This window comes from Gammaproteobacteria bacterium, from assembly GCA_036383255.1.
GTDB lineage: Bacteria > Pseudomonadota > Gammaproteobacteria > Natronospirales > REEB76 > DASUBN01.
Window position 1 is genome coordinate 197757 of the sequence record DASVOS010000009.1, and the last position, 12252, is coordinate 210008.

Annotated in this window: 8 protein-coding genes; all 8 read right to left on the reverse strand. The window is 67.1% G+C overall.

Annotated features, from left to right (window positions below):
* Nucleotides 1-211: 211 nt before the first annotated feature.
* From asnB (VF651_05620) to VF651_05655, 8 genes are read right to left on the reverse strand one after another with little or no spacing between them, the layout of a single operon-like run.
* On the reverse strand, nucleotides 212-2143 hold the full coding sequence (gene asnB / locus VF651_05620; GenBank protein HEX7965177.1) for an asparagine synthase (glutamine-hydrolyzing): 1932 nt from the start codon (nucleotides 2141-2143) through the stop codon (nucleotides 212-214).
* Nucleotides 2143-4347, reverse strand: coding sequence for an alginate lyase family protein (locus VF651_05625; GenBank protein HEX7965178.1), 2205 nt, complete (start codon nucleotides 4345-4347; stop codon nucleotides 2143-2145). The genes asnB (VF651_05620) and VF651_05625 overlap by 1 nt, the downstream gene beginning before the upstream one ends.
* The gene (locus VF651_05630) at nucleotides 4344-5447 is read right to left on the reverse strand and encodes a glycosyltransferase family 4 protein (GenBank protein ID HEX7965179.1); all 1104 of its coding nucleotides are present in this window, start codon (nucleotides 5445-5447) and stop codon (nucleotides 4344-4346) included. Before VF651_05630 ends, VF651_05625 begins: the two co-directional genes overlap by 4 nt.
* 7 nt (nucleotides 5448-5454) lie before the next feature.
* Nucleotides 5455-6420 (reverse strand): sulfotransferase, encoded by a 966-nt coding sequence (locus VF651_05635; protein HEX7965180.1) that lies wholly within the window; start codon nucleotides 6418-6420, stop codon nucleotides 5455-5457.
* A gap of 38 nt (nucleotides 6421-6458) precedes the next feature.
* Nucleotides 6459-8378 (reverse strand): asparagine synthase (glutamine-hydrolyzing), encoded by a 1920-nt coding sequence (gene asnB, locus VF651_05640; GenBank protein ID HEX7965181.1) that lies wholly within the window; start codon nucleotides 8376-8378, stop codon nucleotides 6459-6461.
* A gap of 40 nt (nucleotides 8379-8418) precedes the next feature.
* Nucleotides 8419-9501, reverse strand: a complete 1083-nt coding sequence (locus VF651_05645; protein ID HEX7965182.1) for a polysaccharide deacetylase family protein — start codon at nucleotides 9499-9501, stop codon at nucleotides 8419-8421.
* Nucleotides 9502-9526: 25 nt separating this feature from the next.
* On the reverse strand, nucleotides 9527-11029 hold the full coding sequence (locus VF651_05650; protein HEX7965183.1) for a polysaccharide biosynthesis C-terminal domain-containing protein: 1503 nt from the start codon (nucleotides 11027-11029) through the stop codon (nucleotides 9527-9529).
* On the reverse strand, nucleotides 11026-12234 hold the full coding sequence (locus VF651_05655) for a GNAT family N-acetyltransferase (protein HEX7965184.1): 1209 nt from the start codon (nucleotides 12232-12234) through the stop codon (nucleotides 11026-11028). Before VF651_05655 ends, VF651_05650 begins: the two co-directional genes overlap by 4 nt.
* Between the last annotated feature and the right edge of the window lie 18 nt (nucleotides 12235-12252).

Below are 12252 nucleotides of genomic sequence, written 5' to 3' on the forward strand. Positions count from 1 at the left end.
CAAGCCGCCGACTTTCACCCAAAGGATTCGCATAGAGCCTTCTCGATTCCATCGAGCCGGACCACATCGCAGTCCGCGCCATCCCTGTCTCTACATAATTCGCCGGACCCACCGGCGTCGTGTGAAGCACTGTCGCATCCACACCCTGCAGGAGGTATCCGGTGATACCCGCAATCTCCTGCGGATAAACCCGCAGTTGGACGTTAGGTGTTCAGGCGGCGATGCCGATCTCGGCGGACTTGAACATGCCCTCGTCGAGGATCGCCTCGGGTGCCTCACCTTCCAGGAAGACCCGCTGCCACAACTCGAGGTTAAGCAGCATCCACAGGCGGTCGCCGTGGTCCCAGGCGCCGTTGCGGTGCTCATTTACCAGATGCCTGATATAAGTCGCATCGAACAGTCCGCGCCCAAGCGCGCGCGGCCCCAGCACCAGCTCGTCCACGAGCGGCGCATAGCGGCCGCGCAACCAGCGCCCCACCGGCACCGGAAAACCCATCTTGCGGCGGCCGAGGATCTCCTTCGGCAGGATGTCTTTCACCGCCGCGCGTAGCACCGCCTTGGTCTGCCAACCCTGCAGCTTGTGGCGGCCAGGGATGGCGGCTGCGTACTCCACGAACTCATGGTCCAGGAATGGCACGCGGCTCTCGAGGGAAGCGGCCATGCTCATCTGGTCCTGCTTCATGAGCAGCTCGACCATGTAGGTCTGCATGTCAGCATGGCTCATGCGCTCGAGGGTGCCTCCCGGCGCCGCATCGTAGTGGCCAAGACAGCCTGCGTAGGGGTCGCGGCCGCCCTTGGCCTGCGGCGTCAGCAGCCGCTGCATGGCCTCCGGAAACACCGCGAAGTTCTCGTAGAACAAGCCGCGTACGCCCGGGGTGGGCCCCAGGAAGCTGCGCTCTGCATAGCGGCGCACGGCCCGCGGGCAATGCCGCAGGAAGCTGCGGATGCCGTGCTGCAGGCGCTCAGGCACCGCCGCCCAGTAGGGACGGCCGAGCCGCTCATTCCAGGCGGTGACCCGGTAACGGTTGTAGCCCAGGAACAGCTCGTCGGCGCCCTCGCCCGTCAGCACCACCTTGACGTGCTGCTTCGCCAGTTGCGAGAGGTAAAACAGGCAGATGCTCGAAGGGAAGGCGATGGGCTCGTCCTCGTGCCAGATCATGCGCGGCAGCGCCCGCATGAAGTCAGCGGATGAGAGCAGCATGTCCCGGTGCTCGGCACCCACCGCTTTCGCCACCACACGGGCATGATCCAGCTCGTTGTATCCGTGCTCAGAGAAGCCGATGGAGAAGCTCTGGATGGGGCCGTCGACCATGGGCGCCATCAGCGCCGCGAGCGCGCTGGAATCCAGGCCGCCGGACAGGAACAGGCCCAGGGGCACGTCGCTGACGAGATGGCTGCGGACTGCATCCTGCAGCCGCTCCTTCAGGCTCTGGACGTGATCGTCGAAGGATACTTCCGCGCCGCCGATCTCCTCAGGCAGGCGCCAGTAGCGCGAAACCTTGATGCCCTGCTCCGGGGTCCAACTCAGGGCATGGCCCGGCAGGAGCTTGCGCACGCCCTGGAAGAAGGTCTCCTCTCCCGCCACGAAACGGGTGGCCAGGTATTCGGGCAGCACCGCCTCGTTGAACTCCGGCGCCAGCGCCCCGGCGGTGAGGATGGCCTTGATCTCGGAGGCGAACACCAGCTCGCCCGCGCAGGGCGCGTAATACAGTGGCTTGATGCCGAGGCGGTCGCGGGCCAGGAACAGCTTCTGGCGCCGGATGTCCCAGATGGCGAAGGCGAACATCCCGCGCAGGTGCTTGACGCAGTCCTCGCCATAGACCTCGTAGGCCTTGAGGATCACCTCGGTGTCGGATTGGGTACAGAAGGTGCAGCCCCGGGCCTCCAGCTTCGCCTTGAGCTCGCGGTAGTTGTAGATCTCGCCGTTGTAGCTGATCCAGGCGTGCTGGGTGCCGGCCATGGGCTGGCTGCCGGTGCCGAGATCGATGATGGACAGGCGGTTATGGGCGAGACCCACGCGACCGCGGATCACGATGCCGCTGCCATCCGGCCCCCGGTGCTGCAGCACCTCCCGCATGCGCTCCAGGCGCGCGTATTCCACCGGCGCGCCGTCGAGCTTGAGGATGCCGGCGATGCCGCACATCAGCGCGTCTCCACGTGGTTGAGGGGAGCGATCCCCGAACCGTCGGCCCGTTCCACGGTGACCTGCTGGCCGTTGACCCGCACGATCTCACGTCCGCCGCCGAAGATCAGCTTGGTGCTGCCGCCGGACTGCACAGCCGTCACCTCGGGCCGCTGGGTCTCCCCCGGCGCGTGGGGCACCAGCAGCGTGACTATGCGCAGCGGCAACTGCGTGGATGCGGAATAGACGAGTTGGGGCGCCGGCGCGCGCAGGCCATAGTCCGGTGAGACCCAGCCCCGGATCGGTTCTATCTCGCCCTCGTGCACTGCCGCCTGCAGTGGGGCGGTTGAGAAGGCGCGCAGGAACAGGCCGGGATCGCCGGTGCGTCCGCTGCGGGCCCAGCCGTCACCACCCAGCACCAGAGGCATGGGCGCGAACTGGAACTGCAGGTCCACCGTATGCACTTCCGCGCCTTCCAGGTCGTCCACCACCACCCAGTAGTGGGGTTTGACGAACAGCACGCGGCGGCGATGCCGTACCGGATCGCTGAGGCGTCGGTAGGCATCATGCTCCGCGTCCACGTAGTCGAAACCCGGCGTTGATATCCAGTTGCGCAGCTTCGCCGCAGGGCGGCTGTGCCAGGCGAACGGACCCACCGGCACCGCCTGGCTCTTGTGGTCCACCACCACGGTGTTGTGGGCGGCGCTGCCGCGGAAATGATCGCGCCAGTGGGCGTTGCCCGTGTAGCAATAGGTGCCGGGGTCCACGAGCTGAGCTTTGCCGTAGGCACTGCACTGGAGGGCAAGCAGGTCCGCGTGGCCGTGACCGCCGCTCACGCGGCAACCTAGGGGTCCCACGTCAAACAGCAGCTGGTGGGCATCATGCTCCCAGCCGGTCTGCAACACCGCCTGCCCGCCTTCGGCGAAGAGGCGCGAGGGTGGCATTCCGGGTGGCGCTGGTTCCAGCGCGTCGAAGGCTTCCCAGCCGGCGCGACCCAGAAGCCAAGCCACTTCCGGCGTGATGCCTTTGGCGGCCCAGGCGTAGTCTGCACGGCCGAAGAAGGCCGCCGCCAGCGATAGCACGTCGCGGCAGTCGTCGGCGGCGCGCTGCGCGAGGGGCAGCAGCCGGCCGCCGTCGGAGTCGCCCACCTGGGGCATGCTGCCGTCGGGACGGCAGAACGCGAGCAGGCTGTCGAGCATCTTCTGTACCCGTTCCGCCGCCGAAGCCGGCAGTTCGATGCCGTTGCGCCGGGCGAGGATGAGGAAGTGCAGGTAGATCTCGATGGTATAGCGCTGGTAGCAGGTGGACTGCTCGAAGTACACGCCGTCCGCGTGCACCTGGCGAGTGAGCTGCTCCAGCAGGATGTCCTGGCCCAGGCGGCGCCAGCGGGCGGCACGCGGAAGCTCAGGGAACAGCACGCCGGCATAGAACAGGCCGAGCGCCTCGCCGGTGAGGTGGGTATTGGGCGAGAAATAATGGGAGAGGTATCTCTCCACATGGGAGGCATGGGCACGCAGCCAGCCGAGCATCTCGGCATGCAGGCCAGGCGTGAGGGGCGGCGCGCCGCGGAACAGTTCCATCGCCCAGCACCAACTGATCAGCCGGTATGCGACCTCCAGGCTGCTGGCCCAGTTGATGCCCATGCCGGGCGGGTTCGCCCGCATCCAGTCGCGCACGCTCTCGGCGAACACCAGTGCATAGCGCTCCTCGCCGCTCAGGCGCCAGGCCTGGGCCAGGTGCACCAGCCACTGGTGGCGATTGAGCTCCCAGGTGACCTTGCTGTCGCCGACCTTGTCCGGGTCCAGGGGGTTGATGCGGCTCCAGTGCACCAGCGGGGCACGGCAACCAGAGACCGCGTCCCGATGCCAGTCGAGAGGTTCGCTCAGGAACAGGGCACGGTGTCCCAGCAGGCTGAAGCTGCGCTGGCACAGGGCCTCGCCCGCGGCGAGGCTGCGCTCACGGGTGCCGGGGAGGCGTGCGGCGAAGAAATCCGCGAGGCCGGGTTCCGCCGGACCGGCGAAGAACTGCCCGGCGTGTGCCGGCTTGCGCTGCGCGCTGTCCTGGCTCCAGGCCGGCAAGGGGCGTGGCGCGAGGTGATCGAATAGTCCGAGGCTGCGTACGCCCTCTTTCTCTACCGCCACGCGGTCGAAGGTGCGCCACACTTCCTGCCAGCCGCGGCTCGCGATGTCCGACAGTTCGGCGCGCATCAGGTTCTCGAACTTCATTCCAGGTCCCTCCGGTAGACGTCGGCCCAGTCTCCGGCGATGCGGGACCAGGTGTAGAGTTCCGCCTCGGCGCGGCCGGCCCGCGCGAGCTCCAGCGCCCGCTCCGGACGCTCCAAGAGCCCGTTGACGGCGCCGGCAATCGCCGGCGGATCGTGGGGCGGCACCAGCACGCCCGCTTCGCCGTGGCGCAGCATGGCGGCGATGTCGCCGGTGCCTGTGCTGATGACCGGCAAGCCTGAGGCGAAAGCCTCCAGTACCGACACCGGTTGGTTGTCCACCACCGCCGCGTTGATGAAGATGTCCGCCTCCGCGTATAGGGCTGGTATCGCGGCGGGCTCGACGCGGCCGGCGAAGCGGATGCCTTCCACGCCGAGGGAGGCGACGAGCGCCTTGAGGCGCGCCTCCTCGCTGCCATAACCCGCCACCGTGAGGGTCGCATCCGGGTGCCGCGCCTTCACCTGGGGGAAGGCCAGGATCACGTCCTCCACCCGGTAGTGAGGCTCGAGGTTGCGGACCGACAGCAGCCGGGGTTTGAGCGGTGAACGCTCGCGATAAGCAAAGCGCTGGGTGTCCACCACGTTCTTCACGACGCGGGTGTGGTAGCCGTAGTGCGCGAACACGTCGTGCAGGTACTCGGAAGGCACCACGATCTCATCGGCTAGGTGTAACCAGGGATGCACCAGCGCACCCCAGCGGGACAGGTGATCCTCCGCCTCGCCGCTGTGGTAGTGCAGCACCGCGCGCTTGCGGAACAGCTTGGCCGCCAGCAGCGCCGGCACCGGCGCCAGCAGGAACGACCAGTAGGAAGCGGAGAAGACGTGGGCTACGTCGCTACGGCGCAACGAGGCGAGGCTCGGCAGATACAGGAGCTGGTTGAAGAAGGTGCGCGCGTAGCGCAGCTTGCGCAGCCAGCGCATGGAAGACGGGAACTGAGGATTGATGGGCAGGAAGCGCACGGCATAGCCGTTCCTGCGCAGGCCCTGGACCAGGGCCTCCGCTTGCACGCCCTGCCCGCCCAGGATCTCCAGGCCCGCCGCCACCAGGGTGACGCTGGGCGTCTGCTGGGGCGGCACTGAACCGATGTCATGTATGGCGCTCATGGTGACCTCAGAGGCGATAGCGGTAGCGCAGCATCAGCGGCAGCACCAGGAGGTACAGCCCCTTCTGCAGGCCGAAGCCGAATTGGCCGCGCCAGACCTCATCGGTGGAGATCTTCTGCACCGGGCGCATGCGGGCGTCGTTGCCAGCCACCTGGTGGCCCTGCTTCATGAGATGGCTGGTGCTCTCCTCGAAGCCGATGCGCTCGGTGCCGAGCAACTCCGCGAGCTGGCCCAGGGTGCCGTCCAGGTCAGCGGTGTAGTCCTCGTAGCGCAGGAACAGGTTCGGCCCGGGAATCTTGGGGCGCACCCGCTCGCAGCAGTAGTTGATGGTGGCCCAGGTGCCAGCGAACCTAAGGTTGTTGCGGCGCTTGGACTTGCGCAGGGAGTACGCCACGCCGCGCACGTCCCGCACCAGATGCAACATGCGCACGTCAAGGCCCGGGACCCGCGACAGAGCCAGGGCGCGGGCCGGGTTCTTGGAAGAGTCCACGATCACGCTGGCGCCGGACAGATCGGAGATCGCGATGAACAGCGCCTGGGTGTACTCGGCATAGCGGGCGAACTGCGGCCGATCGAAGGAAAGCTCGTCGAAGGGCCGCAGCAGCGAACGCAGCCGCTCGTAGCGCCGCTGCAGCGAGCGGTATTCGCGCTCGGTGAAGTCAGGCACCGCTGCGCTCCAGCGCGCCACCACGTCGCGCCAGAAGCCGCAGTTCTGGGCGCGGGAGCCGCAGGCGCAGAATTCGTCCGGCGAGGCGATGGACTGCAACAGGTTGCCGAGTTCTCCGCAGGAGAAGGTCCCGGGGTAGGCGCCGATGAGCCGGTCCAGCAGCGTCGAGCCGCTGCGGCCATCGCCCGCGATGTAGGCTACCGTGAGCGGCTTGCGGCGGTCCTGCACGGCGCGCAGGGCGCTGCCCCGCGGCTCGGGCTCCGGCTGCCGCCCGAGGTCATCGAAGGCCAGTTGCGTGTTCGCCATACGGAAATCCCGGTATAGCCTAGATATGAATCCCATGCTCATGCGCGCGCCTCCGTGGGCGCACCCAGCGTCACCGCCGGCAGGCGCAGTTCCGGCCGCGGCTTGTGCGCGTCCAGGAACTTGCGGCACCAGAGCTCGAAGGAGATCAGGGTCCAGAGCTGGAGGTTGAGGTCGCGGCCGCGCTCGTGCATGTCCAGGAGCTGGGAGATGTAGCCGCGGTCGAAGACGTGGCTGCGGGCCCCGCCATCCAGCAGCAGTTCCCGGGCGAAGCCCGAGAGTCGGCCGCGGAACCAGGCGCCCAGCGGGACCGCGAAGCCCTGCTTGCGGCGGTCGATGATCTCGTCCGGCAGGATGCCGCGCATGGCGCGCTTGAAGATGCTCTTGGTCTCGCCGTTGCGCATGCGGTACTCAGGCGGGATGGTAGCCGCGAATTCCACCAGCTTATGGTCGAGCAGCGGCACCCGCGCCTCGAGCGAGTGAGCCATGCTCATGCGGTCCACCTTGGTGAGGATGTCCAGCGGCAGGTAGCTCTTGAGGTCCCAGTGCTGCAGGGTGGAGAGCCAATCGCCATCCAGGCGCTTGAGGAAAGCGCGCGCCTCACGCGAGGGATCGTGGTTGTCCACGAGCTCCGCCGCCTCGGGCCTGAACAGGCGCAGCTTCTGCTCGCGCTTGAACAGCGAGGTGGAGTCGAGGTAGCGGTCCGTGCCGGTCAGCGCGAGGTGTCGCAGGAAGTTACGCCCCTTGGCGCCCTCAGGCATGGAGGCTCCGATACGGCCGAGGATGCGGCGTAGCGGGGCCGGCGCGTACTCATAGAGCCGTTCACGCTCCTCCACCCGGTAGCGGTCGTACCCTGCGAACAGCTCGTCACCGCCGTCGCCGGACAGCACGACCTTGACCTCTTGGGCGGCGAGCTTGGACACCATGTATGTGGGGATCGCCGAGGAGTCGCCGAAGGGCTCGTCCAGGTGCCAGACGATGTCGTCTATCACCTGCCCGACGTCCGGATTGAGGATGAGCTGGGTGTGTTCGGTGCCGAACTGCTCGGCGACGCGCCGGGCCGCCGGAGTCTCGTCGTAGGCGGTTTCTTCGAAGCCGATGGAGAAGGTCTTGACCGGGCGCTCGCTGCGGCGCGCCATGAACGCCACCACCGAGCTGGAGTCGAGGCCGCCGCTCAGGAACGCGCCCACCGGTACGTCGCTGACCAGGTGCAGATCCACGGACTCCTCCAGGAGTTCGCGCAGGCGCTCGGCGAAGTACTTCTCGCCATGCACGTAGTCAGGCTCGAAGCTCACATCCCAGTAGCGCACCAGGCGCTGGGCGCCATCGGCGTGCAGGGTGAGGGTGTGGCCCGGCGGCAGCTTGTGCACGCCGGCGATGATGCTCTCCCGGCCCGGGGTGCACAGGCTGGTGAACAGGTGGTTGACCGAGCCCCAATTGAGTTCCCGCGGGATGTCCGGAAGCGCCAGCAGCGACTTCAGTTCCGAGCCGAAGAACACCCGCCCACCGCTCTCGCCGTAGTACAGGGGCTTGATGCCGAGCCGGTCGCGGGCCAGGAGCAGGCTCTGGCAGCGCGCGTCCCACAAGGCGAAGGCGAACATGCCGCGCAGCTTGTCCACGCAGCCGGCACCGTATTCCTCATACAGGTGCACTATCGTCTCGGTGTCGGTGGCGGTGTAGAAGCGGTGGCCGCGGCCCTCCAGCTCCTTGCGCAGCTCGCGGTAGTTGTAGATCTCGCCGTTCATCACCACCCAGACGCTGCCGTCCTCGTTGCGCACCGGCTGGTGGCCGGTAGCGAGATCGATGATGCTGAGGCGGCGCATGCCGAGGCCCACGCGGCCCTGCACGTGGTAGCCCGCGTCGTCCGGGCCGCGATGCCGGATGGCATCGCACATGGCCTGGACCTCGGCCTGCTGCACGCCCCGGGGGCCGGGGCTGAAGATTCCTGCTATACCGCACATGCGTGGGGATGCTCCTGTCGAGGCGGGCCCTAAGCCCGTCTCATTCCATGTGGTTGGCGCAGTGCGCCGCGAAGTCGAAGATGCCGTTGACCTGGCAGTCCATCACCGCCGGCGAGAACTGGCCGAACGCATCCAGGCAGGCGTTCTCCCAGAGGAGCCGCCGCGGGATTGTGAGAGAGGGATGATCCGTGTTGCGATGCAGGCAGGTGGTATAGGCGAAGCGGTAGCCCGCACCTGCCACGGAGCGCACCGCCAGGGCGTCGAAGCGTCCGTCCGGGTAAGCGAAGTGGCGCACCTCGGCGCCCAGGCGCCGCTCCAACTCGAGCCGCGATCCCTGCACCTCCTCCTTGATCTTCTCGGCCGACTCGTTGGTGAGAAGCGCGTGGCTGCGGGTATGTGAACCCACCTTGACGCCGGCCCGCTGCATCTCGATCAGCATGTCCCAGTCCATGGACACGTACCCGGCGCCCTCGCCTCCCGCGCCACCGAGCTTCTCCCGCAGGACTTTCATGAGGCGGATGAGCTGAGCCTGGGTCAGGGAGGCCAACAGCGCTCGGGTGGCGTGCAAGGGTTCATCCAGCGCTCCAGCCACTCCCTGGATGCTGAAGGCGGTGATGCGGGCCTCGCCCAGGGACTGCACCAGCTCCTGGCGCGGCTCGCCCCAGGCCTTGAGCGCCCGCTTCATCAGGAGATAGAGCTCGTCATGGATCTGCAGCTCACCGGTGCCGACCAGGTCCGTGACCACGAACACTACCGCCGGGATGCCCTTGCGCTTTAGCAGCGGGAAGGCGTTCTCATACACGTCGCGGTAGCCGTCGTCGAACGTCACCACCGCCACCGGCTTGCCGGTAGGCTTGGCACCGTACAGCCAGGCGTCCATACCGTCCGGATCGGCGAACTCGAAACGCCGGCCGATCCAGTCGAGCTGCTTCTCCAGGGTGCTGGTGCTGATGAGCATGGGCGCGATGTAGCCACGGGAATCGCGGTCGAAGTCCTCCACCACGCGGTGGTAACCGACCACCAGAGGCAAGGCGACCTTGCGGGAGCGCGCGCCGATGAGCGCGGTCACCCCGGTACGCTGCAGCGTGGCCGCCGCAGCCGCCTTGACCATGTTACGGATCATGTTCCTTCCTCCAGGACGGCAGTCATCAGGCCCGCCGGTTGCCGCTCGTCCAGGCGGCGGGCAGTTGCAGGTATTGCAGAACGGTGCGGCGTTCGGCCCCACTCAGGGGGCCGAACCGCCACGTGAGCCCAACGTAGGAGACGGCGTATGCCGCCCCCAGGATCAAGAGCGAAGGCAACGGCGACAGCGCCAGCAGGGGCTTCAGTGCCAGGCACGGCGCCATGGAGGCGGCGACGATAGCGACGACGCGACCCAGGTCCTTCCACGGCAGGAGGCTCGTGTAGCTGCAGCCCATCAGCTTCCTTATGCGCATCAGACCCACCGCTTTGGCGGTGAGGGTGGCCAGCAGCGTCACCAGCACCGCGCCCATGAGTCCGAAATGAGCCAGGAACGCGGTGATGGTGAGCGCCACCACGGCGAGGCGGATGACGTTGAGCAGGATCAGGAAGCGGGTGTCTGCATGCACACGCAGCACGCTGTCGGTCATGATGGCCATGAACAGCATGCTCAAGGTCCAGACCATGAACAGCGGCGCGGCGGCGGCGTAACTGGCGGTGAACAGCAGCACGATGAGCTTGTCAGCGCAGACCATGAGTCCGCCCACCAGGAACGCGAACACGAGGGTCAGCTTGCGGGTGGTATCCAGCCACAGCTCCAGGGCCGCGGCACGACGCCCATCCCGCAAGTCTTCGCTCATACGCACCATCATCACGCTACTCGTGGAAGTCATCATGAAATCCACCAGGGGCACCTGCAGGCAGCCCACTGAATACACCGCGAACACGGCAGCGTCGAAATGGTTGGAGACCACGTACATGTGCAGGTCCCGCTGCACCGCCTCTATACCCACCGCCAGGGCGAACGGCAGTGCATAGGCGAGCTGACGCTTCATCAGATTGGCGTCGAAGGCCGGCTGGCGCGGGAACTCGCGCCTTAGATACAGCGAGGCGGTGCAGAGCCTGAGCGCAGCAAAGGTGACCGCGCCGGCGAATACCGCCGCCAGGCTATGGAACAGTAGTCCCGGCAGCACAAACAGGCTCGCCCGAGCCAGGTCCGAGAGCGCGTAGGCGCCGAAGGCGAAGCCGTGATGCTTGCGGGTGATCATCACGATCTCGAACACCGCCGCCATCAGCATCAGCAGGAGGTAGATGCCCACCTGCGGGATATAGGCCGCGAGCGCCGGGTTGTGGAACCACGCGGCGATGGCGTGGGATCCGGCCCACAGCGCCATGAGGCACGCCAGCCCCGCCGCCCCCAGCGCCAACAGCGAGTTGGACACGTAGCGCCCGCGCGCCGTGGGATCCATGGGCAGGAAGTAATAGAGGCTTTCGGCCATGCCGAGCTGCGCGATGCCGTAGAGGGTGGTATAGATCAGGAACAGCTGCTTGTAGGTGCCGAACTCCGCCTGGTCGAAAAGGCGGACCAGCACCACCGGGATCGCGAAGGCGGCCACGAAACCCAGCGCCCGCCCCGACATGAGCATGAAGGCGGGCTTGAACACCGAGCCGCCCGCCGTCGGGGGCGTCATGCCTTGACCTCCTGCAGTGGCATCGGGCCGCGCCGCACCAGGCGCTTCAGGTTCTGCTTGAGATTCAGGGCACGGCGACACAGCGTGCCACGCACGCTCGGTGGGAAGCAGTGGACACGCACCAGGTCCCGACTGCTGCGGGTCCAAAGCGCCTTATAACTCTCGACGCCGTGCAGCATGTCGAATTCGGCCACGCCCTCGGCGATGGCCTCCTGTACGACCAATGCGAGGGTCGATAGTCCGACGCTGTGGTCGTTGTAGGCAGGGTCGTAGCCGGCCTGGTAGTAATAGAAGGCATCGCCGTAACGGAACGAATAGGTGGAGGCCACTGCCGTGCCGTCCAGCCGCAGCACGTACAGCCGCAGCCAGCCCCGTTCCAGCGCCAGGCGGCTGAACTCGCGGTGGAAGGAAAGCACCGCGGGACCGGTGAGAGCCGTGGAACGCTCGTCCCCCGACCAGCGCAACCGATGCAGTCCGAAGAACGTCTCGATGTCGTCCTGGCGCTCCGTCTCGGTGGCGCTGCGCCGGAACTCGACCGTGCGGAAATCCTCCGCCAGGAGCTTGAGTCTCCGGCGCACGTTACGCCGGTGCGCGCCGCTCACCCCCGCCATGTAGGACTGCCAGCTTTGGCCGGCGAGCGGAATATAGGGGCAGTTGTCGGTGATCTTCTGCTCCGCCTGCCACCCGGCTTGTCCGAGCAATGAGACCAGGGTGGCGATGCGGCGCGAAGCCGGCTTGACGCGGGACAACTCGATCACGAGTCCCCGTTCCTGCAGGTAATCCGCCAGGGCCTGCAGCACGCCCTGCTCCTCATGCGGCTGCACGATGATATCTAGGTAGTCCGAGCCAACGTCCCCGCCGCCCATGAACTCCAGGGTCCGGAACGGCAGCAGCCGCTGCAGCTGCGGCGGCCTGAGCGCCAGCGGCGCTATGGCGAGCAGCTGGTCGCCGCGGCGCACCACCAGAAGGTGCAGGCGCCGGCCGGCCGAGAGGTGCTTCCACCAGGTGGCAAGCCATTCCCAGGTGAGGAACAGGCAGTCCGCCCCGCTATTGCGGAGCAGCGTGTCCCATTCGAAGCGCAGCAGTCCCAGCATGTCCGCGTCCTCCACGCGCTCCACCTTGAGCGCGGGTCGCTCGCCGTGGGCGTTGAGCTTGACGCGCGGCACAGTGCGGGTGATGGTCTGGGGGTAGGCTGTGTCTTCCATGTGTCTCTCCCTCTGTCT